Source organism: Burkholderia sp. BCC0398, assembly GCF_902833245.1.
GTDB classification, from domain to species: domain Bacteria; phylum Pseudomonadota; class Gammaproteobacteria; order Burkholderiales; family Burkholderiaceae; genus Burkholderia; species Burkholderia sola.
Genome location: NZ_CADFEM010000001.1, coordinates 100204 through 123250, shown reverse-complemented (window position 1 = coordinate 123250; position 23047 = coordinate 100204). Strand labels below are relative to the sequence as shown.

Genomic DNA, 23047 nt, shown 5'->3' with positions numbered 1-23047 from the left:
GTCGGAATGGCTTGTTTCGTTTTGGTTCGTACGATGTCCGATCTTGATGCGCGCCGGTTTTTGCCGGTTCATATCGAAATCACGGTGTTCGAGCGAACATTTCGTCGTCACAGATCTGCAATGTTATCTGACGACTGATCATTTTCGAACATCCTATGTTCGAATGCGAATCCGGTCAACGTGAATCTGCATTCGAACGAACGTACTCGGGGTTTTCCCGATGACCGGATGGCGACCGTGAGCGGCGACGCAGGGCGATCGGCCGTCAAAGGCCCGTGGGGCGGGGCCGAACGATCGTCCGCACGGTCGACGGACGCCGGTTGAGGCGCAACACATCCTGATGAAAATTTATTTCTTTTCAGTCGGGAGATTGTGTAAATTCATTTTCATCGAACCTTGCAACAACCCTTCGCATGACGCCTCTCGTTCCGCCCGATGTCAGTCACGACGAACCCGCGATCGCCGCGCGGATCGCGTCGGCGATGCCGTTGATGACGCCGATTCACCGGCGCATGGGCGAGTTCGTGCTCGCGAACCCGTTTCGCGCGGCGACGATGCGGATCGACGAGCTCGCGCAGGCCGTGAATGCGTCGATCGCGACCGCGAACCGCTTCGCGAAGGCGCTCGGTTTCGACGGCTATCCGGCGATGCGTGCGGCGCTCGTGCGCGGCTTCGAGGCCACGCTCGGGCCGGTCGAGCGGCTGCGTTCCGCGCAGGAGCAGGAATCCGGCGTACGCGGCGCAGTCTGGATCGATGCGGTATTCGACCAGGCTGTCGCCAACATCGAGAACACGCGCGCGCAACTGGACGCGGCCGATGTCGAGGCGGCGGTCGAGGCGATCGTCGGCGCGCGGCGCGTGCTGATTCTCGGCGCCGGGTCGAGCGCGTTCCTCGCCGGGCTGATCGAGCATGGCCTGTCCGTCTGCCATGACAGCGTGCAGTCGCTCGCGCTGCTCGGCGGGCCTTCGCATGCGGCGCGACGCCTGTACACGGCCGATTCGCGCGATCTCGTGATCGCGCTCGCGTTTCCGCGCTACGTGAAGGACACGATCGAGCTGGCGCGTCGTGCGGCGGCGCGCGGCGCGCGCGTGCTCGGCATCTCCGACGGCCCGCAATCGCCGCTCGCGCCGATCGCGTCGCTGAACCTGTACGTGAAGGCCGAGCGGCGTTTCGCGGCCACGTCGGAAGCGGCCGTGCTCACGATGATCGAGGCGCTGATCGATGCGGTCGCGCTGCGCACGCACCGGTCCGCGAAATCCGCCGCCGAGATGACTGAATTCCTGCTGCCGTGGCTCGTGCAGCCGCAAGCGGCGCTGCCGGCCGCGAACCCTTCTTCCCCACGTCCGAAAAAATCATGACTTCACCCGCGATCGTCGCGATTCACGGCGGCGCAGGCACGATCCTGCGCGAAGCGATGGATACCGACACCGAACGTCGGTACCGCGCCGAACTCACCGCGATCCTGCAGGCCGCGCAGCAAGTGCTGGCCGACGGCGGCAGCGCGCTCGACGCCGTGACCGTCGCGGTGCGCATGCTCGAGGACTGTCCGCTGTTCAACGCCGGGCGCGGCGCCGTCTATACGGCCGAAGGCAAGCACGAACTCGACGCGGCGGTCATGGACGGCGCGACGCTCGGCGCCGGCGCGATCTGCTGCGCGACGCGCGTACGCAATCCGGTGCTCGCCGCGCGGCGCGTGATGGAGGCGAGCGAGCACGTGCTGTTCGCCGGCGCGGGCGCGGATGCGTTCGCAGCCGCGCAAGGGCTCGAACTCGCGGAACCCGGCTACTTCGACACCGAAGCGCGGCATGCGCAGTGGGTCAAGGCGCGCGCGGCGGCCGGGATGATGCTCGACCACGATGCGGCCAGCTTCGCGTTCGGCGGCGCCGCGCAACCCGCCGAGCCGCTCGATCCGGACCGCAAGCACGGCACGGTCGGCGCGGTCGCGTGCGACGTGCACGGCCACATCGCGGCGGCGACGTCGACGGGCGGCATCACGAACAAGCAGCCGGGGCGCGTCGGCGATTCGCCGATCATCGGCGCCGGCTGCTATGCGGACGACGCGACCTGCGCCGTCTCCGCGACGGGCACCGGCGAGATGTTCATCCGGCTCGCGACCGCGCATGACGTGGCCGCGCAGATCGCGTATCGCGGCGCGTCGCTCGCGGACGCCGCGCACGACGTCGTGATGAACAAGCTGCCGCGCCTCGCGGGCCGCGGCGGGATCATCGCGGTCGATGCGCACGGCAACGTCGCGATGCCGTTCAACACCGAAGGGATGTACCGCGGCTACGCGCGCGTCGGTGAAGCGCCGGTCGTCGGCATCTACCGCGACGATGCGGCCTGATTCCGGATCGCACGAGGAGAGATGCCATGACTTCGAGCCGTAACCCGTCGCCCCTGACGTTGCCCGAGCAGCGCGTGGTGGCCGTCGACGACCTGTCGGTCACGTTCCGCCGCGAAAACGCGACGTTCGACGCGGTGCGCAACGTGTCGTTTCACGTCGATCGCGGCGAGACGCTCGCGATCGTCGGCGAATCGGGCTCGGGCAAGTCGGTCACGTCGCTCGCGCTGATGCGGCTCGTCGAGCACGGCGGCGGCGAGATCACGAGCGGCCGGATCGCGTTCCGGCGCCGTGGCGGCGCGCTGGTCGATCTCGCGCGGGCGAGCGCCGCGACGATGCGCGGCATCCGCGGCGCGGACATCGCGATGATCTTCCAGGAGCCGATGACGTCGCTGAACCCGGTGTTTACGGTCGGCGACCAGATCAGCGAGGCGATCGCGCTGCACCAGTCGAAGAGCGCGGCCGAAGCCCGCGCGGAAGCGCTGCGGCTGCTCGATCTCGTGCGCATCCCGGAAGCGCGCCGCGTGTTCGCGCGCTATCCGCACCAGTTGTCGGGCGGGATGCGACAGCGCGTGATGATCGCGATGGCGTTGTCGTGCCGGCCCGCGCTGCTGATCGCCGACGAGCCGACGACCGCGCTCGACGTGACGATCCAGGCGCAGATCCTGCAACTGGTGCGCGGGCTGCAGGACGAAATGAACATGGGCGTGATCTTCATCACGCACGACATGGGCGTGGTGGCCGAAGTGGCCGATCGCGTGCTCGTGATGTATCGCGGCGAGAAGGTCGAGGAGGGCGAGTCGGACCGCATCTTCGCGACGCCCGCGCATCGCTACACGCGCGCGCTGCTCGCGGCCGTGCCGCGGCTCGGCTCGATGCAGGGCACCGACGCACCGGAGAAATTCCCGCTGTTGAAGGTGGACGGCACGAACGCGACGGCCACGGCCGCGACGACGGCGTCCGCGGCGAACGACGCGCAGCCGCCCGTCGATCATGCCGCGCCGCCGATCCTGCGCGTGCGCGATCTCGTCACGCGGTTTCCGGTGAAGAGCGGCGTGTTCGGCCGCGTGTCGCAATACGTGCATGCGGTCGAGCGAGTGAGCTTCGAGCTGCGTGCGGGCGAGACGCTCGCGCTCGTCGGCGAATCGGGCTGCGGCAAGTCGACCACCGGCCGTTCGCTGCTGCGTCTCGTCGAATCGCAAAGCGGCTCGATCGAATTCGACGGCCGCGACATCAGCGCGCTGAAGGGCCCGGACCTCCAGGCGCTGCGTCGGAACATCCAGTTCATCTTCCAGGACCCGTTCGCGTCGCTGAACCCGCGCCTGACCGTCGGCTTCTCGATCATGGAGCCGCTGCTCGTGCACGGCGTCGCGAGCGGCAGCGAAGCGCAGGCGCGCGTCGACTGGCTGCTCGACAAGGTCGGCCTGCCGCCGGATGCCGCGCGCCGCTATCCGCACGAATTCTCGGGCGGCCAGCGCCAGCGGATCGCGATCGCGCGTGCGCTCGCGCTGAATCCGAAGGTCGTGATCGCCGACGAGTCGGTGTCGGCGCTCGACGTGTCGGTGCAGGCGCAGATCGTCAACCTGATGCTCGACCTGCAGCGCGAGCTCGGCGTCGCGTACCTGTTCATCTCGCACGACATGGCGGTCGTCGAGCGCGTCAGCCATCGCGTCGCGGTGATGTATCTGGGCCAGATCGTCGAGATCGGCCCGCGCCGCGCGGTGTTCGAGGCGCCGCAGCATCCGTACACGAAGAAGCTGATGAGCGCGGTGCCGGTGGCCGACCCCGCGCGCCGGCATGCGCCGCGCCAGCTCGCGGCGGACGAGATTCCGAGCCCGATCCGCGCGGTCGGCGACGAGCCGGTCGTCGCGCCGCTCGTCGCGGTCGGCCCGGATCATTACGTCGCGACGCATCGCGTGGGCGGCGCGTATTGAGGAGTGGCGTCGTGCGCCGCGATGACGGTGCGCGAACCAGCAGGCAGTCGAAACCGAAACGCCCGTGAGGCGTCACCGATTCACCGATAGGAGCCCAGCAAAATGAGCAAGCAGCATCCGTTTCCGATGTTTCGTCCGCGCGCATGCTTCGTCGCGCTCGCCGGCGCGTTCGCGCTGTCGGCCGCGCTGCCCGCGTTCGCGCAGCAGACCGCGGTGATGGCGGTGGATTCGACCTTCACGACGATGGACCCGTACGACGCGAACGACACGGTGTCGCAGGCGGTCGTCAAGTCGTTCTACCAGGGGCTGTTCGGCTTCGACAAGGACATGAAGCTCGTCAACGTGCTCGCGACCGGCTATGAAGCCAGCCCCGACGCGAAGACGTACACGATCAGGCTGCGCTCGGGCGTGAAGTTCCACGACGGCACCGATTTCAACGCGGCGGCCGTGAAGGCGAACTTCGACCGCGTGACCGATCCCGCGAACCATCTGAAGCGCTACAACATGTTCCGCGTGATCGAGAAGACCGAAGTGGTCGATCCGACCACCGTGAAGGTCACGCTGCACGAGCCGTTCTCGGCGTTCATCAACACGCTTGCGCACCCGTCGGCCGTGATGATTTCGCCGGCCGCGCTGAAGAAGTGGGGCCGCGACATCGCGCTGCATCCGGTCGGCACCGGGCCGTTCGAGTTCGTCGAATGGAAGCAGACCGACGACCTGAAGGTGAAGAAGTTCGCCGGCTACTGGAAGAAGGGCTATCCGAAGATCGACGCGATCGACTGGAAGCCGGTGGTCGACAACAACACGCGCGCGGCGCTGATGAAGACGGGCGAAGCCGATTTCGCGTTCCGCATTCCGTTCGAACAGGCGGCCGACCTGAAGAGCAACCCGAAGGTCGACGTGGTCGAGCGGCCGTCGATCGTGCAGCGCTACGTGTCGCTGAACATGCTGCAAAAGCCGTTCGACAACCCGAAGGTGCGCCAGGCGCTGAACTACGCGGTGAACAAGGAAGCGCTCGCGAAAGTCGCGTTCTCCGGTTTCGCGACGCCGTCGACCGGCGTGGTGCCGCAGGGCGTCGATTACGCGACGAAGCTCGGGCCCTGGCCGTACGACCCGGCAAAGGCGCGTGCGCTGCTGAAGGAAGCCGGCTATCCGAACGGTTTCGAGACGACGCTGTGGTCCGCGTATAACAACTCGACGTCGCAGAAGGCGATCCAGTTCGTGCAGCAGCAGCTCGCGCAGGTCGGCGTGAAGGTGCAGGTGCAGGCGCTGGAGGCCGGCGAACGCGTCGCGAAGGTCGAGAGCGCGCCGGATCCGGCGAAGGCGCCGGTGCGGATGTACTACATCGGCTGGTCGTCGTCGACCGGCGAAGCGAACTGGGCGATCACGCCGCTGCTGGCCGGCGCATCGGCGCCGCCGAAGCTGGTCAACACCGCGTACTACAAGAACGACACGGTGGACGGCGACCTGACGAAGGCGCTGGAGACGGTCGACCGCGCGAAGAAGGCCGAGCTGTACGCCGATGCGCAGAAGCAGATCTGGGCCGATGCGCCGTGGATCTTCCTCGTGCAGGAGAAGATCGTGTATGCGCGCAGCAAGCGGTTGCAGGGCGCGTACGTGATGCCGGACGGTTCGTTCAACTTCGACGAGATCTCGCTGAAATGACGGCGGTTTGCCCGCCACGCAGTGCCGGCGGCGCGGGCCGCCGGTGCGCTGATTCGATCGGTGTCCCATGCTGAATTTCCTCGTCAAACGCCTGTTCGGCCTGCTGCCCACGCTCGCGATCGTCGCGGTGCTGGTGTTCCTGTTCGTGCATCTGCTGCCAGGCGACCCGGCGCGGCTCGCGGCCGGTCCCGAAGCCGACGAGGCGACCGTCGCGCTCGTGCGCGCCGATCTCGGGCTCGACCGGCCGCTGCCCGCACAGTTCGCGCGTTTCTTCGCGAAGATCGCGCACGGCGATTTCGGGATGTCGACGCGCAGCAAGCGGCCGGTATCGACCGAGATCGGCGAGCGCTTCATGCCGACGCTGCTGTTGACGCTCGTCAGCATGGGGTGGGCGACGGCGTTCGGGATGGCGATCGGCATTGCGTCGGCGGTCTGGCGCAATCGCTGGCCTGATCGGCTCGGCATGACGCTCGCGGTGTCGGGCATCTCGTTTCCTGCGTTCGCGCTCGGCATGCTGCTGATGGAGATCTTCTCGGTGAAGCTCGGCTGGCTGCCGGTCGTGCCGGACGGCACGTGGAAGAGCTACGTGCTGCCGTCGCTGACGCTCGGCGCCGCGGTCGCGGCGGTGATGGCGCGCTTCACGCGCGCGTCGTTCGTCGAAGTGCTGAACGAGGATTTCGTGCGCACCGCGCGCGCGAAGGGCGTGCATGAACCGATGGTCGTGCTCAAGCACTGCCTGCGCAACGCGATGATCCCGGTCGTCACGATGATGGGGCTGCAGTTCGGCTTCCTGCTCGGCGGCTCGATCGTCGTCGAGGCCGTGTTCAACTGGCCGGGGCTCGGGCGCCTGCTGGTCGACGCGGTGACGATGCGCGACTACCCGGTGATCCAGGCGATCGTGCTGCTGTTCTCGCTGGAATTCATCCTGATCAACCTGACCGTCGACGTGCTGTACGCGGTCATCAACCCGACCATCCGGTTCAAGTGAGGCCCGCATGAACGCGACTGTCCAGCCCGCGGCGCCGGCCGCAACGACCGCGATCCGCACGCCGTGGCGCGAATTCTGGCGCAAGTTCCGCAAGCAGACCATTGCGCTCATTGCGGGCGGCTTCGTGCTGGCGCTCGTCGTGCTCGCGTTCGTCGGCCCGCACATCGTGCCGTTCGATCCGGAAAACTATTTCGACTACGACGCGCTGAACGCGGGGCCGTCGGCCGTGCACTGGTTCGGCGTCGATTCGCTCGGCCGCGACATCTTCAGCCGGATCGTCGCGGGCACGCGCATCTCACTCGCGGCCGGCTTCTTCTCGGTGGCGCTCGGCGCGGTGATCGGCACGTTCTTCGGGCTGCTCGCCGGCTATTACGAAGGCTGGTGGGACCGCATCACGATGCGCGTCGCCGACGTGCTGTTCGCGTTCCCGGGCATCCTGCTCGCGATCGGCGTGGTCGCGATCCTCGGCAACGGGATGGTCAACGTGATCTGCGCGGTCGCGATCTTCAGCATTCCGGCGTTCGCGCGGCTCGTGCGCGGCAACACGCTGATGCTCAAGCACATGACCTACGTCGAGGCCGCGCGCAGCATCGGCGCGTCCGACTGGACGATCATCATGCGGCACATCCTGCCGGGCACCGTGTCGTCGGTCGTCGTCTACTTCACGATGCGGATCGGCACGTCGATCATCACCGCCGCGAGCCTGTCGTTCCTCGGGCTCGGCGCGCAGCCGCCGACGCCGGAGTGGGGCGCGATGCTCAACGAGGCGCGCGCGGACATGGTGACGGCGCCGCACATCGCGGTGTTCCCGAGCCTCGCGATCTTCCTGACCGTGCTCGCGTTCAACCTGCTCGGCGACGGGCTGCGCGACGCGCTCGACCCGAAGCTGGAGCGCCGTTGATGCAGGCTGCGCCGATGTGGGCCGCGACGCTGCCGGCCGGGCCGCGCGGCACGATCGCCGACGTGCCGGGCGTGATGGTCGGTCATTGCACGCTCGACACCGGCAGCGTGCAGACGGGCGTGACCGTCGTGAAGCCGCATCCGGGCGACGTGTACCGCAGCAAGGTGCCGGCGGGGGCGGCCGTGATCAACGGTTTCGGCAAGAGCGTCGGGCTCGTGCAGGTCGACGAACTCGGCACGCTCGATACGCCGATCGCGCTGACCAATACGTTCGGCGTCGGCGCGGTCGCAGAGGCGCAGATCCGCGCGGCGATCGCCGCGAATCCGCGGATCGGCCGCGACTGGCCGACCGTCAATCCGCTCGTGTTCGAGTGCAACGACGGTTACCTGAACGACATCCAGGCGTTCGCGGTCACCGCCGCGCATTACGACGACGCGTGCCGCGCGGCGTCGCGCGACGTCGCACGCGGCGCGGTGGGCGCCGGGCGCGGGATGTCGTGCTTCGACCTGAAAGGCGGGATCGGTTCCGCGTCGCGCGTCGCCGTCGCGGCCGGCCGCCCCTATACGGTCGGCGCGCTCGTGCTCGCGAATTTCGGCCGGCTGCCGATGCTGACGCTCGGCGGCGTACCGCTCGGCCGCGTCGTCGCGCAACGGCGCGCGGCCGACGCCGCGCACGCGGCGCCGCCCGAGCAGGGCTCGATCATCCTGTTGCTGGCGACCGACGCGCCGCTCGACGCGCGGCAGTTGTCGCGGCTCGCGCGCCGCGCGGCGGCGGGGCTGGCCCGCACCGGTTCCGTGTACGGGCATGGCAGCGGCGACATCGCGCTCGCGTTCTCGACCGCCTACACGATCGCGCCTGACGCATCGACGATCGCGCTGCCGGCCCTCGTGGCCGATGCGGCGCTCGATCCGCTGTTCATGGCCGCGGCCGAAAGCGTCGAGCACGCGATCGCCGACGCGTTGCTGCAAGCGGTAACGGTCGCCGGGCGCGACGGCCACGTGCGGCCATCGCTGCGCGACGCGGTGCCCGATCTCGACCGGTGGTTCAACGAATACAACGAAGGACGTTCGACCCTGTCATGAAGATCCTGATCTCGACCGACATCGAGGGCGTCGCCGGCGTATTCGCGACCGAGCAGACGCGCGCCGGCAATCCGGAATACGAGCGCGCGCGCCGCTGGATGACCGCCGAGGCGAACGCGGCGATCGAAGGCGCGTTCGCGGGCGGCGCGCAGGCCGTCTGGGTCAACGATTCGCATGGCGGCTTCCGCAACCTGCTCCCCGACGGGCTCGATGCGCGGGCGCGCGTCGTGCTCGGCAAGCCGCGTACGCTCGGGATGATGACGGGCGTCGAACAGCAGCCCGATCTCGTGTTCATGATCGGCTATCACGCGAAATCGCAGACGCGCGGCGTGCTCGCGCACACGATCAACAGCTTTGCGTTCACGCAGGTGTGGCTGAACGGCGTCGAGCTCGGCGAAGCCGGGCTGTACGGCGCGCTGGCGCGCGAATACGGCGCGCATGTCGCGCTCGCGACCGGCGACGACGTATTCGCCGAGGAAACGCAGCCGCTGTTTCCGGACGCGCGTTTCGAGACGGTCAAGACGGCCGGCGGCGCATCGAGCGGCGAGACGCTGACGCCGTCGGCGTCGTGCGCGCGGATCGCGACCGCCGCGCGGGAAACGGTCGCGCATGCGCTGTCGTCCGGCGTGCGCGCAGGCGCGCATCGGCCCGCGCCGGCCGCTTGCACGCTGCGCGTGCAGACGGTCGCGCTCGCCGACCTGTTCTGCGTGCTGCCGTCGCTCGAGCGCGTCGATGCGGTGACGCTGCGCTTCGACGGGCCGTCGGTCGAGCACGTGGTGCGCACGCTGAACAGCCTGTCGGCAATGTCGTTCATGCTCCGGTGATGCGTGCCGCGACGCCGCCGCCGGTGCGCGGCCGGTCAGCCGGTCGCGACGGTGCCAACCGTCGCGGCGAGCAGGAATGCTTCCATTGCCGCAACCGGCGAGAACGGCGTCTCGTTCATCGGATGGGTGTTGGCCGCGAGGTCGCGCAACGGTGGAGCGAGTCGTGGATCGTTCGAAGGCGACCGCCTTCGATATCGGGTCATTGATGATGGAATTCGGGCCGTGAGAAATACGCAGCTAGATCCCTACGAACACATTCCCCGGAGCGTGGTCGTGACCGCCAACGACTATGCGGGGGGCACGACGTTTCCGGATCACGCGCACGTGCGCGGACAATTCGCGTTCGCGTCGCGCGGCACGATCAGCGTGTCGACGCCGCACGGCCGCTGGCTGGTGCCGCCGCAGCGCGCGTGCTGGGTGCCGGCCGGCGTGCGGCACGAAATGACGATGACCGGGCCGGTCACGATGCTCAACGCGTTCGTGGCCGCGGACGCCGCGCAGGCGGCCGGGCTGCCCGCGCAGTGCGGCGTGTATGGCGTGTCGCCGCTGCTGCGGCAACTGCTCGACGATGCGGTCGACCTGCCGGCGATGTACGACGTCGACGGCCGCGCGGGCAAGCTGATGGATCTGCTGGTCGCCGAAATCGCGACGATGCCGCGCCTGTCGCTGCATGCGCCGCTGCCGGCCGACGCGCGGCTGGCGAAGGTGTGCCGGCACCTGTTCGCGGCGCCGTCGATCGCGGCCGATCTCGACCGGGTCGCGGCCGACGCGGGCGTGAGCCGGCGCACGTTCACGCGGCAGTTCCGCGCGCAGACGGGCGTGAGTTTTGCCGCGTGGCGCCAGCAGGTGTGCATGCTCGCGGCGATTGCCCGCCTGACCGACGGGCAGCCGGTGACGCGCGTCGCGCTCGATCTCGGCTATGCGAGCGCGAGTGCGTTCACGTCGGCGTTTCGCCGCATTCTGGGCGACACGCCGAGCCGGTATCTGGAGAGTCGCCGCTAGGCGGTGCCTGCCGCCAAAAAATACGCGTCCGCCAACTTCGGCCAGACGCGTTCAAAGGCACTCCGTGTGAAAAAATGCGCGACCGGCCTGTCGGGCAGCGTCGCGCATCGTCCATATCATTGTTGCTTCGTCCGATTCAATCCTGCCGGCTCGTTGCGGATAACGAAGCATACGCTGCATAACGCGCAAACGATATCGTGTCGATCCCATGATTCATGTGCTGTCGCAGCATGCGTTCCGATTGCGCATGCGATATCGGAGCGGAAAGCCGATGAGGACGGGCATCCGCGGCTCCGCCGGTCACGATGCGCCGCACCATCGAATGCGGGCGACGGAGTCCCCCAAACGCCGCGTGGCGCGATGCCCATCGGTATCGCGCCACGCGGCGGTGCGGTTGCAGGCGAAGCCAACGCGCGCCGGCGCACGCGTCAAACGTCGAAGAACACGGTTTCGTCCGGCCCCTGCATGCGGATGTCGAAGCGATAGACGACCGGCCGGCCCGGCTGCGCGTCGCGTTTTGCGACGAGCGTCGCGCGGCGCTCGGCGGGCACCGCGTTCAGCACGGGGTCGGTCGCGTTCGCGGCGGCCTCGTCGTCGAAGTACACACGCGTGAACGCATGGGTGAGGATCCCGCGCATCATCACGGTCACGTTGATGTGCGGCGCGTCGTCGGCGGCGACGCGGCCCGGCTTCACCGTCTCGACGACGAAGCGCTGCTGCGGATCGGTGCCCGTGCCGACGCGCGCGAAACCCGTGAAGCCGGATTTCGCGATGTCGTCGCGCGACGCTGGATAGCGGCCCGCGCCGTCCACCTGCGTGAATTCCAGCACCGCGTCGCCGACGACGTTACCGTCGCCGTCGAACACCTGCCCGACCAGCAGCACATGCTCGCCTTCGGCGTGCGCGGCGGCAATCGTCGGCGTGAACAGGCTTTTCAGGTCGTAGTCGTATTGCTGCGGGCACAGGCCGTACGCGAAGTACGGGCCGACCGTCTGCGAAGGGGTTTGCTTCAGCGTCGTCATGGTTCAGCGCTCCATCGGGGTGGCGTCGCGGCCGCGCAGCACGATGTCGAATTCGTAGCCGAGCGCATAGCCTTCTTCGGTGATGTCCATCGAGAAGCGCGAGATCAGGCGATCGCGCGCGGCCTCGGGCGTGCCCTGGAAGATCGGGTCGTACGCGAGCAGCGGATCGCCGGGGAAGTACATCTGCGTGACGAGACGCGAGCCGAAGTAATCGCCGAACAGCGAGAAGTGGATGTGATTCGGGCGCCACGCGTTCGGATGGTTGCCCCACGGATACGCGCCGGGCTTGATCGTCAGGAAGCGGTAGCGGCCTTCGTCGTCGGTCAGGCAGCGGCCGGCACCGAGGAAGTTCGGGTCGAGCGGTGCGTCGTGCTGGTCGACCTTGTGCACGTAGCGGCCGGCCGCGTTGGCCTGCCACACCTCGACGAGCGTGTTGCGCACGGGCTTGCCGCCTTCGTCGAGCACGCGGCCGGTGACGACCATCCGCTCGCCGAGCGGCTCGCCGTTCTTCACGGCGTTCTTCGTCAGGTCATGGTCGAGCGCGCCGAGATCTTCCGCGCCGTAGACGGGCGCGTACTGGTCGCGCAGCTTCTCCTTCAGCGGGATCAGCGGGCGGGTCGGGCCGCGCTTGACGGACGAACGGTACTCGGGGTGAACATAGGCCGGATGCGACGGCCAGTCGCGCGGCGTGAGGATCGTGGGGGAATCCATCGGGCGTCTCCTGTCAGTTTTTCGCGAAGTGGATGGCACGACTTTAGCCAATCCGGAAAGTTATGCAAAATGACCTTTTTTCGCGAATCGCATAACCGTTCGTTATGTTCGTCCTGACAATGAAAATTCCGCCGGACAGGCAACCTGTCCGGCGGAAAAAGCGATCGGGCTTCGCGTCGTCGGTGACGACCCCGTGCACGGCCCTCCAGCCAGCCCGTCGCTGTTTTTTGTCTTTCGTTCTCGTTGTTATCCGGTCTCCCCGAGCGTGCCCGTCGTCATGGATGGCGGGGATCGAAGACGATCCCGTCGAATTCGAGCACCAGCGTGCCGCTGCGCAGCAGGGCCGACGGTGTCGACGCGTGGCCGGCGCCGAGCACGTCGGTCACGTACTGCGCGCAGAAGCTGCGCCGCGCCCGCAGGTTCAAGCGACTGCCGAGCAGCGCATCGATTCGCTGTTCGGCCAGCGCATGGACGTGACGCTGCGCGTCGGCCGACGCTGCCGCGACGCGGCGCGCCAGTGCGATGCGTCCGCCGTCGGTACGGGCGACGAAGCGCGACAGCGGCGTGAGCTTCGTCCACGCAAACGCGGTGGACTCGGCGATCAGCGGTTCGTCGCCCGACGTATCGACGACGATGCCGAAGCGATTGGCCCAGGTGTCGACCGCGCCAGCCGCGGCATCCGATGCACCGGCCGGTACGCGGATGAACACCAGATCGCCGACATGTGCGCCGGCGGCCAGCGTGCGCACGGTCGCGAGCGGCATCGTGCGATCGGTGTCGCGTGCATCGCGCGGGGCGGCGTGGTGCGGTTCGCAGAGGGCAGTGTCGATTCGGGTCGTCATTTCGGCTCCGTCGTTGCGTGACAGGACGGAGCGGATTATGCAGACAAAGTAACCAAAAGTGCTGATGTGGATGCGCAAGTAGCCTAATATCCGACCTCGAGCATCATTTTTCGATACCGCCATGACCGAGACCGCCCAACTCATCGAAACGCTGAAGCGCCAGCTGAAGGCGCAGGGAATGACTTACCGGGACGTCGCGCGTGCGCTGGACGTGTCCGAGACGAGCGTGAAGCGGCTGTTCGCGAGCGGCCGCTTCACGCTGGAGCGTGTCGCGGAGATCGCCCAGCTGCTCGGCTATACGCTCGCCGAGCTCGTGCAGGAAGCGTCGGCGTCCGCGCCGCGCTTGCGCGTGCTGACCGAGCAGCAGGAGGCGTTGCTGGTGTCGGACGAGAAACTGCTGCTGGTCGCCGTCTGCGCGATCAACTACTGGACCGTGCAGGACATCGTGTCGGCCTATCGGCTCACGCAGGCCGAGTGCGTGAAATATCTGCTGATGCTCGACCGGATGAACGTGATCGCGCTGCTGCCCGGCGACCGGATTCGCGTGCGCGTCGCGCGCGATTTCGACTGGCTGCCGGGCGGGCCGATTCGCCGCTACTTCCATGCGCACGTGCTCGACGACTTTCTCGGCAGCCGCTTCGACGGCCCGGGCGAGACGATGACGTTCCTGCAGGGGATGCTGACCGATGCGGCCGCCGCGGAGCTCGAACAGGAACTGCGGCGGCTCGCCAGCAAGGCGGCGGCGCTGCATGCGGAGTCGTCGTCCGCGCCGCTGGGGCAGAAGCACGGTACGGCCCTGCTGATCGCGAAACGGATCTGGGAGCCGACGGGATTCCACGCGCTGCGGCGCCATGCGTGATGCCGCGCCGAATGCTTGGGCCTTTCCGGAAAGTTATGCAAAATGGCGATTCATCATCATTTGCATAACGACTCGTTATGAATAACCGTATCGCCGACGGTCGCGTCAAATTCCGGCACCTGCAGTGTTTTCTCGCGGTCGCGCAGCTGGGCGGCGTGCAGAAGGCGGCCGAAAGCCTGTCGATCACGCAACCGGCCGTGTCGAAGACGATCGCCGAGCTGGAGGCGATCCTCGGCGTGAAGCTGTTCGAGCGCGGCCGGCACGGCGCGCGGCCGACCCGCGAAGCGCAGCTGTTCATGCCGCACGCGAATGCGTGCGTGCTGGCGTTGCGGCAGGGCGTCGGGCTGCTGGCGCGCGAGGGCGGGGCCGCCGCCGCGACGCTGGAAATCGGCATGCTGCCGACCGTCGCGGCCTCGCTCGCGCCGGCCTTGATGAAGGCACTGACCGCACGCTGGCCGCGCATCGTCGTACGGATCGCGACGGCCGCGAACGCCGAGTTGCTCGAGCGTCTGAAATCCGGCGCGATCGAGTGCGCGATCGGTCGGCTGTCGGAGCCCGAGCGGATGATCGGGCTCGCGTTCGAGCAGTTGTACAACGAGCCGCTCGTCGCGGTCGTGCGCGCCGGGCACCCGCTGCTCGCGAGCGCGGCGCCGGCCGCCGAGCTGGCGCGCTATCCGGTCGTGCTGCCGCCGTTCGGCACGCTGATCCGCCAGTCGGCCGAGCAACTGCTCGGCGCATGCGGCGCGCCGCCGCTGGATTCGTTCATCGAGGTGCTGTCGGTATCGGTCGCGCGCGCCTTGGCGCTCGAGAATGACGCGGTCTGGTTCGTGCCGCTCTATGCGGCCGAATACGATCTGTCGGCCGGCGCGCTGGCGCGCCTGCCGCTGCCGTCGGCGGGCACGGACGAGCCGGTCGGGCTCGTGCTGCGTACCGATGCGCAACCGTCGCCGGTCGCGCGGACGCTGATCGACGCGGTGCGCGACATCGCGCGATCGCGGTTCGGCGATGCGCACCCGCACCGGGCGCCGCGTGCGGCGCGCAAGCCCGGTCGCGGCAAGCGTTGATTCATCGGGCCGGGCGACGCGCCGGGCCCGATCTCCTTTCTTGCTGCAGGGATCCGCCATTCGGCCAGTAGCCGTCATAGGGGTGCTTGGCATATCGTACCGTTTTTGATACGATTGACGGCAAGACGATGACGAGACAGCAGATTCAGGCCACGCTCGGCGTGCGGTTCTTTCGCTCGGCCCGCGGCAACGAGCCGGTGCGCGAATGGCTCAACGCGCTCGGGCAAGTGGATCGAAGGGCGATCGGCGAAGAGATCAAGACCGTTCAACTCGGCTGGCCGCTCGGCATGCCGCTGGTCCGCAAGATGGCGAAGGATCTTTGGGAGATCCGCGTGGCGGTGCCGGGGCGCAGCGCACGCGTGCTGTTCACGGTCGTCGGCGACACGATGGTGCTGCTGCACGGCTTCTTCAAGCAGTCGCGCGCCACGCCGTCGAACGATCTCGACGTCACCGTCGCGCGCCTGAAAGCGCTGACGCACGCCATCTGAATTCCCCGGTTGCGCCGGAATACACCGTCTCCGACGGTCGGGCAGCCGGCAACGCCATGCACTGGAGTACGACATGACGACCACGAACAATCCGCATATCGGCAGCGATTTCGATGCCTTTCTCGAAGCGGACGGCAATCTCGAAGCGGCCACCGCCACCGCGATCAAGCGCGTGATCGCGTGGCAGATCGGGCAGGAAATGAAGGCGCAGCACATCACGAAAACCGCGATGGCCGCGCGGATGAAAACCAGCCGCGCCGCACTCAATCGTCTGCTCGACGAAACCGACACGAGCCTCACGCTGGCGACGCTCGCGAGCGCGGCCGCCGCGCTCGGCAAACGGCTCAGCTTCGAGCTGGTGCCGGCCTGACCGGCGCGAACGAACGGCGCACGGGCGGCTCGACGTGATGGTTCGCGCGCCGGGCGGGGCGAGCGGGCCGGCGTCGGCCCGCGGGCGCATGCCGGGTCATTTGCGCGGGCCGGCGACCTGCAGATAAAGCAGTGCGCCGCCCGCGAGCAGTAGCGGGAACAGGAAATACCAGCCGGTCGTCATGAACAGTCCGGCCACCGCAATCAGCGAAATCCACGCGCAGCGATACGCGATGCCGCCACGCGGCAACAGTTTCAGCGCGGCCGCCGCGCCGAGCCCATACACCATCACGAAACATCCGGACGTCACAAGCACGAGCGGCTTCGGCCCGACGTCCGACAGCGCCGTGGCGGCCAGTGCGACGGCCGCGAGCACGGCGATCACGCCGAGGCTGCGGCGCGGCACGCCGCCCACCTGGCTGCCTTGCGCGAGCCACGCAGGCAACGCGCCGTCGCGTCCGAGCGCCGCGCCGAGCTTGGCCGCGCCCGCGAAATACGCGTTCATCGTGCCGAGCGTGAGCAGCAGCGCGGCGGCCGCCGCCAGCACTTGCGCATGGCCGCCGATGCCGCCCGCGATCAGTTCGGCGAGCGGCGCGCCCGATGCGCCTGCGGAAGGCCCGAGCACCGTCACGCTCGCGGCGGCGACCGACAGATACAGGAACCCGACGACCACGACCGCGATGCCGGCCGAACGCGGCATGTCGTGCGCGGGCCGGCGGAATTCGGCGGCGAGATGGGTGATCGCTTCCCAGCCGGCGAAGCTCCACACGAGCAGCGCGGCGGCCTGGCCGACCGCGAGCCAGCCATGCGGGGCGAACGGATGCAGGTTCACGGCGCGCGCATGCGGCGCGGACGCAAGCACCGCGGCGAGCAGCAGCGCGACGAGCAGCGCCGACAACACCAGTTGCATGCGGCCCGACACGGTGACGCCGAATGCATTTGCGGCCGACACGGTCGCGATCAGCGCGGCGGCGGTGACGATGACCGTCGTGTGTCCGCCGCCCGTGACGGCCGCGACGTATGCACCGCCGAACATCGCGGCCGCCGGCGCGCCGGCAGGCACCGCGAAATAGAAGCACCAGCCGACGATGGCGGCAGCCTTCGGGCCGAATGCACGCCGCGCGTAGGTCGACACACCGCCCGCATCGGGATAGCGGGCGCCGAGTGCGGCGAAGGTGGCCGCGAGCGGCCCGGACAGCACGACGAGCGCCGCCCATGCGAGCAGCGAGGCCGGCCCCGCGACTTCGGCGGCGAGCGCGGGCAGCGCGATCACGCCGGTGCCGAGCACCGCGCCGATATAGAGCGCGGCGCCCTGGAAAATGGTCAGCGAACCCGCGTGATGAGCAGCGGGCGAATCGGCATGCGAAGGCATGAGCGGCAGTCTCCGGGAGTCTTGTTTTGTGTGGACGACGCGCGAAAGCCCGCGCGGTCGATCACCGATGCTACCCGAACGATGGCGCTCGCGCGGCCCGGCGACGAGTAGTCTCGTGCCGCGACCGTGTCAGCCGATGTCAGCAGGAACGCGCGAGCCGCAGGCGCGCGTCCTCGCGCGCGGCAGGCGACAGGTCGGGCGCGTAATGGAACGTACCCGATACCAGCGAGGCGACGGGCACGCCATCGCGGAACAGCACGCGATTGCCGGCCAGCGCCGGCACCTTGTCGCCGGGCAACAGCGTGCCGGCGAGATTCAGCGGATCGGCGCCCGTCACGCATAGGTATTGTCCGTCGCCCGGTTGCCGTCGGAGTTCGCGCAGGATCGGGATGGCCTCGGGCAGCGCGAACTGCTCGCCCGCGAGCCCGGCGACGAAGCGACCGCCGCGAATCTCGCCGCGTGCTTCGAGGCGCTGCAGCACGCGCACGAGTTCGCGCCAGCTGGGCAGCCAGTCGGCTTCGCGTTCGAGCAGCCGCCAGAACACGACGCCGTAGCGGCGCAGCAGCGTCCACACGATATGTTCGAGCGCGTCGGGATCGGTCGTGGCGAGGTTGCGTTTCGGTGCAGGCGTGTCGTCATCCGGCGGTGCCTGACGCTGTACGAGCGCCCAGCGGCCGGCGTCGTCCATCCCGCCGATCAGCGCGCCGCCGCGGCGCGTGCGTGGCGCATACGTCGCGCTGCGCTTGACGGCCGGCTTCAGCAGCGCGCGCAGGCCCGCGTAGCTGTCCGCATTCACGAGGCCGGCCGACACGAGTTCGCCGAGCGCCTGTTCGAGTTCGACGGGCAGCATGTGCAGGTCGTCAAGCAGCGCATCGAAGAACATCGCGCCGTGCGCGGCGAGTGCGTCGCGCACTTGCGTGGCGCGCGCGGACAGCGCCGGTTGCGCATCGGGGTCCCGCAGCGCCTGCCACGCGGAAAGATGACGGCGTGGCAGCAGCACGATCGGCGTCGTCTTCACGGGCGTGCCGGCCGCGCGCGCCGGCGCGCCGATGCGGGTCCACACGAGCTTGCCCGAGCGGCACAACTCGTCGAGGCCGCCCGCCGTGTAGTCGGTGAGCCGCGCGGGCAGCAGCGCGTCTTCCCACGCGCTTGCCGCGGCCTCGTAGCCTTCGAGCTGTTCGACCACGGCTGCCAGCGCGTCGCGGCCGGTGCCGCGCGTGTCGGGCGTCAGGTGCTGCCAGTGGAACAGGAAGCGCATGAAATCGGCGCGTTCGACCGGCTCGATCTCGCGACGCAGCCGCTTCACCGTATAGCGATGAATGCGCGCGAGCAGGTGGCGTTCGCACCATTCGTCGATCGTCGCGCCCGGCGTGAAGCGGCCGCGCATCACGTAGCCTTCGCGCTCCAGCGCCGCGAGCGCCGTCGCCACCGACGCGGGCGGCAGCCCGAGCGGCGCGGCGATCGCATCGAGCGTCAACGGCCCGAAGCCGGTGAGCCGCGCGCGGATCACGTCGACGAGCGCCGCATCGGCTTCCCACGGCTGCACGCATGCGGCCGGCACCTTGAGCGCTGGTGTCGCACGGGCGTCCGCATGCAGCGCGCGCAGGCAGACGAGCCGCTCGACCGGCACCCACAGCGCGGTGCCGCCCGGCGTGGCGAGTTTCGTCGCGCGGCGGCGTTCCGCGAGTTCCGCGAGCCGCTCGGGCCAGCCTGCGTGCGCGTGTGCCTCGCTGTCGGCGACGCACGCGAGCGTGAGCAGCGCATCGTGCATTTCGTCGGCGTCGCGCACGAGCGGCCACGCTTCGTCGCGCACCGCGTCGATTGCGTCGGCGTCGAGCGCACCGAGATCGTCGGCCGATTCGGGATCGCTCCAGCGGCGCGACTGCACGGCCTGCGTGCGGCGTTCCTCGAGCGGCGCATCGTCGAGGAATGCGTAGGGCTTCGCGTTCAGGATCTCGGCCGCGAGCGGCGACGGCGCGGGCAAGTCGCGCGCGACGAGCTCGATCGCGCCGCTTTCGATCCGGCGCAGCAGCGCGAGCCAGCCGTCGGTGTCCATCGCGTCGTGCAGGCAGTCGTCGAGCGTCTGGTCGACGAGCGGATGATGCGGAATCTCGCGTTCGCCGACGATGTTCTCGAGGCACGCGACCTGATCAGGGAACACCGTCGCGAGCAGATCGTCGCTCTTCATCCGCTGCAGTTGCGGCGCGGTGCGCCGGCCGCCGGTGAAACGCGGCAGCGCGAGCGCGGTGGTCGCGTTCCAGCGCCAGCGCACGCCGAACATCGGCGCGTCGAGCAGCGCCTGGGTCAGCACGTGCTCGGCGCTGGCCGAACGCAGGTAGCGCCACACTTCGTCGAGCGCGAAGCTGTGCGCGAGCGACAGCGACAGGATGATCGCGTCGTCGGTCGCGGCGGCCTGCAGTTCGAAGTTGAAGTTGCGGCAGAAGCGCTTGCGCAGCGCGAGCCCCCAGGCGCGGTTGATCCGGCTGCCGAACGGCGAATGGATCACGAGCTGCGTGCCGCCCGATTCGTCGAAGAAACGCTCCATCACGAGCGTGTCCTGCGTCGGCAACGCGCCGAGCGCGGCGCGGGTGCGCGCGAGGTAGTCGGCGATCTGGCGCGCGGCGTCGGGCGACAGGTGCAGATCGTCGACGAGCCAGCGCAACGCGGGCGCGAGGCGGCTTTCGGTGGGGGCGAGCGCGGTGCCGCCGGGCGCGTTGTCGGGCGAGGCGGGCTGCGCGTCAGTCTCGGCGGCCGCTTTTCGGCGTTTGCCGCGGGTAGTCGTCTTGCCTGCCTCGGTGACGTTCGCGTGCTTCGCCGCGTCGGTCCGCGCCTGCCGGTCGCCATCGGCGAACAGTCCGTCGAGCCGCGCGCGCAGCCGGCCGACCGCCGCCGACAGCTCGTCGCTGCGCCCGAGCCCCTCGCCGAGCCAGAACGGAATGCTCGGCGATTGACCCTGCGCATCCTCGACGCGCACGCGGCCCGTTTCCACGCGAATGATCCGGTACGACTGGTTGCCGAGCTGGAACACGTCGCCGGCGAGGCTCTCGATCGCGAAATCCTCGTTGACGGTGCCGACCTGGATGCCCTGCGGTTCGAGCAGCACCGCGTAGTCGGCCATGTCGGGGATCGTGCCGCCGGACGTGGTCGCGGTCATCATCGCGTTGCGGCGGCCGCGCACGGTGCCGCCCACCACGTCGCGATGCAGGTATGCGCCGCGCACGCCGCGCCGGCTCGTGAACCCTTCGGCGAGCATCTTCATCACTTCGTCGAAGCGCTCGCGCGTCAGCCGCGCGTACGGCGCGGCGCGCGTGAAGCTCGCATACAGCGCGTCTTCCTGCCATTCCGTGCACGCGACTTCGGCGACGATTTGCTGCGCGAGCACGTCGAGCGGCGCTTCGGGAATCCGCAGCGCGTCGAGTTCGCCGCGCTGCACGCAGTCGAGCAGCGCCGCGCATTCGACCAGCTCGTCGCGCGACAGCGGAAAGAGCCGCCCCTTCGGCACGCCGCCGACGTGGTGCCCCGAGCGGCCGACGCGTTGCAGGAACGGCGCGATGCCGCGCGGCGAGCCGACCTGGCAGACGAGATCGACGTCGCCGATGTCGATGCCCAGTTCGAGCGACGCGGTCGCGACGAGCAGTTTCAGTTCGCCGCGCTTCAGGCGCTGCTCGGCGTCGAAGCGGTGCTCCTTCGCGAGACTGCCATGATGCGCGGCGATCGCGTCCTTGCCGAGCCGGTCGGCGAGATGGCGCGCCATGCGCTCGGCGGTGCGGCGCGTGTTGACGAACACCAGCGTCGTGCGGTGCGCGGCCGCGAGCCCCGCGATGCGGTCGTACACCTGTTCCCACACGTCGGTCGCCATCACCGGTTCGAGCGGCACGTTCGGCAGTTCGAGCGCGAGATCGCGCTCGCGCGTGTGGCCCGTGTCGACGATCGCGCAGTCGCGCGGCGCGTCGGCCGGCCCGCCGACCAGGAAGCGCGCGACCGCGTCGATCGGCTTTTGCGTGGCCGACAGCCCGATGCGCGGCAGCGCGCGGCCGACCAGCGCGTCGAGGCGTTCGAGCGACAGCGCGAGATGGCTGCCGCGCTTGGATGACGCAAGCGCATGGATTTCGTCGACGATGACCGAGCGCACGTTCGACAGCATTTGCCGCCCCGACGTGGACGACAGCAGCACGTACAGCGATTCGGGTGTGGTGACGAGGATGTGCGGCGCGCGCTTGCGCAGCGCGGCGCGTTCGGCCTGCGTCGTGTCGCCGGTGCGCACCGCGGTGCGGATCGCGGGCACCGGCAGGCCGAGTTGCGCGAGCGATTCCGCGATGCCGGCGAGCGGCGCGTCGAGGTTCACGTGGATGTCGTTCGACAGCGCCTTCAGCGGCGATACGTAGACGACCAGCGTCGCGTCGGGCAGCGTGCCGTCGTGCGCGAGCGCATCGCGCACCAGATCGTCGAGCGCGCACAGGAACGCGGTGAGCGTCTTGCCGGAGCCGGTCGGCGCGGCGACGAGCGTCGAGCGGCCGGCCTTGATGTGCGGCCACGCGAGCGCCTGCGCGCCGGTCGGCGCGGCGAACGTGCGCCGGAACCACGCGGCGATGGCCGGGTGGAACACGTCGAGCGCGCGGGCGGCAGGGCGGGTAGCTGTGACGTCCATCGGAGCGTTGAAATAGGGTGCGAGCGGGGGCGAGCGTGCGGACGGATCGCACGCGAATCGAATCGTCAGTGTGCCAGACGCCGCGCGCGCGTGCCGGGCATGCGTGCCGACGATTCCCATGCAGATGGGGGCCGGCGCCGTGCTTTCAATGGACGGAAAGTTGCGTGCCCGCCGGCACGCCGAGCGCGCGCTGAATTGTGTCGAATTGCAACTGGGCCGAGCCCCAAGCCTGAATTTTTCCGAAAAGCGGAACGTGCGTGATGAGCGCGAACCGCTCCTAGACGCGATGCAGCCAGCCGAGCCAGTGTTCGACCAACGGCGCACGCGACCACAGCGACTGCGCGAGCCACAGCGTGCCGCCCCACGCGGCGGCCACGACGATCAGGTCGCAATGCCCGCTGTTCCACAGGTTCAGCGAATGGCGCCGCCAGATCCACGGTACGCCGAGCGGATTGGGCCAGTCGGCGAGCAGGTGCATCACGCCGCCGCAGGCGAAGCCGAACAGCGGCGCGGCCCACAGCGGATGCGGATGATGGGTGAGCCCGTGCCAGCCGAGCGCGAGCAGCGCGACCCAGCCGATACCCCAGTGCGTGAGGGTGCGATGCGTGATCCACAGGCGGCGTTTGCGGCTCCACCAGGCGACTTCGAGCCAGTCGGGCGCGGTGCCGCCCGCGACGCCCGCCGCGAACGCGGCGAGCATGCCCGAATGCCACGGGCCGGTTGCACCGGTTTGCGCGACGAGGACGGCGGCTGCGACGCCGGCCGCGAAGCCGGACGCGTGATGCGCATTGTGTGATGCCATAGCGAGCGAGACGAGGAAACGTGAAGCGGCGCGTGCACGAAACGATGATTCGGCGCGCAAGCGGGGCGCTATCTTCGCAGATCGGCCTGAGCCGCGCGCGGCGCGTTTGCAGATTTTTTTACGCGCAATGCAC

At 69.0% G+C, this 23047-nt stretch carries 19 protein-coding genes; 13 read left to right on the top strand and 6 right to left on the bottom strand.

The features are described from left to right. Positions 1 to 413: 413 nt before the first annotated feature. From HWX76_RS00515 to HWX76_RS00475, 9 genes are all read left to right on the top strand, one after another. A complete protein-coding gene (locus tag HWX76_RS00515) occupies positions 414 to 1358 on the top strand; it encodes a MurR/RpiR family transcriptional regulator (protein ID WP_050010818.1) in 945 nt (314 codons plus the stop codon). Continuing rightward, positions 1355 to 2344: an isoaspartyl peptidase/L-asparaginase gene (locus HWX76_RS00510; RefSeq protein ID WP_089489283.1), complete on the top strand. Its 990-nt coding sequence runs from the start codon at positions 1355 to 1357 to the stop codon at positions 2342 to 2344. Before HWX76_RS00515 ends, HWX76_RS00510 begins: the two co-directional genes overlap by 4 nt. 26 nt (positions 2345 to 2370) lie before the next feature. Next, positions 2371 to 4275: a dipeptide ABC transporter ATP-binding protein gene (locus HWX76_RS00505; RefSeq protein WP_089489284.1), complete on the top strand. Its 1905-nt coding sequence runs from the start codon at positions 2371 to 2373 to the stop codon at positions 4273 to 4275. 102 nt (positions 4276 to 4377) lie between these two features. After that, positions 4378 to 5940, top strand: coding sequence for a glutathione ABC transporter substrate-binding protein GsiB (gene gsiB, locus HWX76_RS00500; RefSeq protein ID WP_050010823.1), 1563 nt, complete (start codon positions 4378 to 4380; stop codon positions 5938 to 5940). Positions 5941 to 6007: 67 nt separating this feature from the next. Then, the gene (gsiC, locus tag HWX76_RS00495) at positions 6008 to 6928 is read left to right on the top strand and encodes a glutathione ABC transporter permease GsiC (protein ID WP_050010825.1); all 921 of its coding nucleotides are present in this window, start codon (positions 6008 to 6010) and stop codon (positions 6926 to 6928) included. 7 nt (positions 6929 to 6935) lie between these two features. Beyond that, a complete protein-coding gene (gene gsiD / locus HWX76_RS00490; RefSeq protein WP_050010827.1) occupies positions 6936 to 7829 on the top strand; it encodes a glutathione ABC transporter permease GsiD in 894 nt (297 codons plus the stop codon). Continuing rightward, the gene (locus tag HWX76_RS00485; protein ID WP_050010828.1) at positions 7829 to 8911 is read left to right on the top strand and encodes a P1 family peptidase; all 1083 of its coding nucleotides are present in this window, start codon (positions 7829 to 7831) and stop codon (positions 8909 to 8911) included. Before gsiD ends, HWX76_RS00485 begins: the two co-directional genes overlap by 1 nt. Further along, positions 8908 to 9735 (top strand): M55 family metallopeptidase, encoded by an 828-nt coding sequence (locus HWX76_RS00480; protein WP_124594662.1) that lies wholly within the window; start codon positions 8908 to 8910, stop codon positions 9733 to 9735. The genes HWX76_RS00485 and HWX76_RS00480 overlap by 4 nt, the downstream gene beginning before the upstream one ends. A 222-nt stretch (positions 9736 to 9957) precedes the next feature. Continuing rightward, positions 9958 to 10737, top strand: a complete 780-nt coding sequence (locus HWX76_RS00475; RefSeq protein ID WP_050010830.1) for a helix-turn-helix transcriptional regulator — start codon at positions 9958 to 9960, stop codon at positions 10735 to 10737. A 428-nt stretch (positions 10738 to 11165) separates the two neighbouring features. Here the strand turns inward: HWX76_RS00475 and pcaG are convergent, their stop codons facing one another. The 3 genes from pcaG to HWX76_RS00460 form a co-directional block, all read right to left on the bottom strand. Continuing rightward, positions 11166 to 11759 (bottom strand): protocatechuate 3,4-dioxygenase subunit alpha, encoded by a 594-nt coding sequence (gene pcaG / locus HWX76_RS00470; RefSeq protein ID WP_050010832.1) that lies wholly within the window; start codon positions 11757 to 11759, stop codon positions 11166 to 11168. Between the two features lie 3 nt (positions 11760 to 11762). Further along, entirely contained in the window at positions 11763 to 12470 is a 708-nt protein-coding gene (pcaH, locus tag HWX76_RS00465; protein WP_006489685.1) for a protocatechuate 3,4-dioxygenase subunit beta, read from the bottom strand. A 275-nt stretch (positions 12471 to 12745) separates the two neighbouring features. Next, positions 12746 to 13312 carry a YiiX/YebB-like N1pC/P60 family cysteine hydrolase gene (locus HWX76_RS00460; protein WP_050010835.1) on the bottom strand — a complete coding sequence of 189 codons (567 nt, stop codon included), beginning with the start codon at positions 13310 to 13312 and terminating at the stop codon, positions 12746 to 12748. Between the two features lie 121 nt (positions 13313 to 13433). Between HWX76_RS00460 and HWX76_RS00455 the strand changes: the two genes are divergently transcribed. The 4 genes from HWX76_RS00455 to HWX76_RS00440 all read left to right on the top strand — a co-directional run bounded on the left by HWX76_RS00455 (position 13434) and on the right by HWX76_RS00440 (position 16093). Next, positions 13434 to 14171 (top strand): helix-turn-helix transcriptional regulator, encoded by a 738-nt coding sequence (locus tag HWX76_RS00455; RefSeq protein WP_050010837.1) that lies wholly within the window; start codon positions 13434 to 13436, stop codon positions 14169 to 14171. A 77-nt stretch (positions 14172 to 14248) separates the two neighbouring features. After that, entirely contained in the window at positions 14249 to 15235 is a 987-nt protein-coding gene (gene pcaQ, locus HWX76_RS00450) for a pca operon transcription factor PcaQ (protein WP_176015342.1), read from the top strand. 128 nt (positions 15236 to 15363) lie between these two features. After that, on the top strand, positions 15364 to 15723 hold the full coding sequence (locus HWX76_RS00445) for a type II toxin-antitoxin system RelE/ParE family toxin (protein ID WP_124554150.1): 360 nt from the start codon (positions 15364 to 15366) through the stop codon (positions 15721 to 15723). Positions 15724 to 15796: 73 nt separating this feature from the next. Then, positions 15797 to 16093: an XRE family transcriptional regulator gene (locus tag HWX76_RS00440; protein WP_012338300.1), complete on the top strand. Its 297-nt coding sequence runs from the start codon at positions 15797 to 15799 to the stop codon at positions 16091 to 16093. Between the two features lie 96 nt (positions 16094 to 16189). Here the strand turns inward: HWX76_RS00440 and HWX76_RS00435 are convergent, their stop codons facing one another. The 3 genes from HWX76_RS00435 to HWX76_RS00425 form a co-directional block, all read right to left on the bottom strand. After that, the gene (locus HWX76_RS00435) at positions 16190 to 17464 is read right to left on the bottom strand and encodes an amino acid permease (protein ID WP_176015341.1); all 1275 of its coding nucleotides are present in this window, start codon (positions 17462 to 17464) and stop codon (positions 16190 to 16192) included. 139 nt (positions 17465 to 17603) lie between these two features. Then, complete coding sequence (locus HWX76_RS00430; protein ID WP_176015340.1) at positions 17604 to 22112, bottom strand: DEAD/DEAH box helicase; 4509 nt, start codon at positions 22110 to 22112, stop codon at positions 17604 to 17606. A gap of 277 nt (positions 22113 to 22389) precedes the next feature. Next, complete coding sequence (locus HWX76_RS00425) at positions 22390 to 22914, bottom strand: metal-dependent hydrolase (RefSeq protein WP_089489288.1); 525 nt, start codon at positions 22912 to 22914, stop codon at positions 22390 to 22392. Positions 22915 to 23047: the final 133 nt, after the last annotated feature.

Excerpts from the sequence above, each read along its gene's own strand:
- pcaQ (WP_176015342.1), top strand. The coding sequence starts at position 14,249 with ATGAATAACCGTATCGCCGACGGTCGCGTCAAATTCCGGCACCTGCAG.
- HWX76_RS00505 (WP_089489284.1), top strand. The coding sequence starts at position 2,371 with ATGACTTCGAGCCGTAACCCGTCGCCCCTGACGTTGCCCGAGCAGCGC.
- HWX76_RS00460 (WP_050010835.1), bottom strand. The coding sequence starts at position 13,312 with ATGACGACCCGAATCGACACTGCCCTCTGCGAACCGCACCACGCCGCC.
- gsiD (WP_050010827.1), top strand. The coding sequence starts at position 6,936 with ATGAACGCGACTGTCCAGCCCGCGGCGCCGGCCGCAACGACCGCGATC.
- gsiC (WP_050010825.1), top strand. The coding sequence starts at position 6,008 with ATGCTGAATTTCCTCGTCAAACGCCTGTTCGGCCTGCTGCCCACGCTC.
- HWX76_RS00430 (WP_176015340.1), bottom strand. The coding sequence starts at position 22,112 with ATGGACGTCACAGCTACCCGCCCTGCCGCCCGCGCGCTCGACGTGTTC.
- pcaG (WP_050010832.1), bottom strand. The coding sequence starts at position 11,759 with ATGACGACGCTGAAGCAAACCCCTTCGCAGACGGTCGGCCCGTACTTC.
- HWX76_RS00435 (WP_176015341.1), bottom strand. The coding sequence starts at position 17,464 with ATGCCTTCGCATGCCGATTCGCCCGCTGCTCATCACGCGGGTTCGCTG.
- HWX76_RS00480 (WP_124594662.1), top strand. The coding sequence starts at position 8,908 with ATGAAGATCCTGATCTCGACCGACATCGAGGGCGTCGCCGGCGTATTC.
- HWX76_RS00425 (WP_089489288.1), bottom strand. The coding sequence starts at position 22,914 with ATGGCATCACACAATGCGCATCACGCGTCCGGCTTCGCGGCCGGCGTC.
- HWX76_RS00485 (WP_050010828.1), top strand. The coding sequence starts at position 7,829 with ATGCAGGCTGCGCCGATGTGGGCCGCGACGCTGCCGGCCGGGCCGCGC.
- pcaH (WP_006489685.1), bottom strand. The coding sequence starts at position 12,470 with ATGGATTCCCCCACGATCCTCACGCCGCGCGACTGGCCGTCGCATCCG.
- gsiB (WP_050010823.1), top strand. The coding sequence starts at position 4,378 with ATGAGCAAGCAGCATCCGTTTCCGATGTTTCGTCCGCGCGCATGCTTC.
- HWX76_RS00510 (WP_089489283.1), top strand. The coding sequence starts at position 1,355 with ATGACTTCACCCGCGATCGTCGCGATTCACGGCGGCGCAGGCACGATC.
- HWX76_RS00515 (WP_050010818.1), top strand. The coding sequence starts at position 414 with ATGACGCCTCTCGTTCCGCCCGATGTCAGTCACGACGAACCCGCGATC.
- HWX76_RS00455 (WP_050010837.1), top strand. The coding sequence starts at position 13,434 with ATGACCGAGACCGCCCAACTCATCGAAACGCTGAAGCGCCAGCTGAAG.
- HWX76_RS00440 (WP_012338300.1), top strand. The coding sequence starts at position 15,797 with ATGACGACCACGAACAATCCGCATATCGGCAGCGATTTCGATGCCTTT.
- HWX76_RS00445 (WP_124554150.1), top strand. The coding sequence starts at position 15,364 with ATGACGAGACAGCAGATTCAGGCCACGCTCGGCGTGCGGTTCTTTCGC.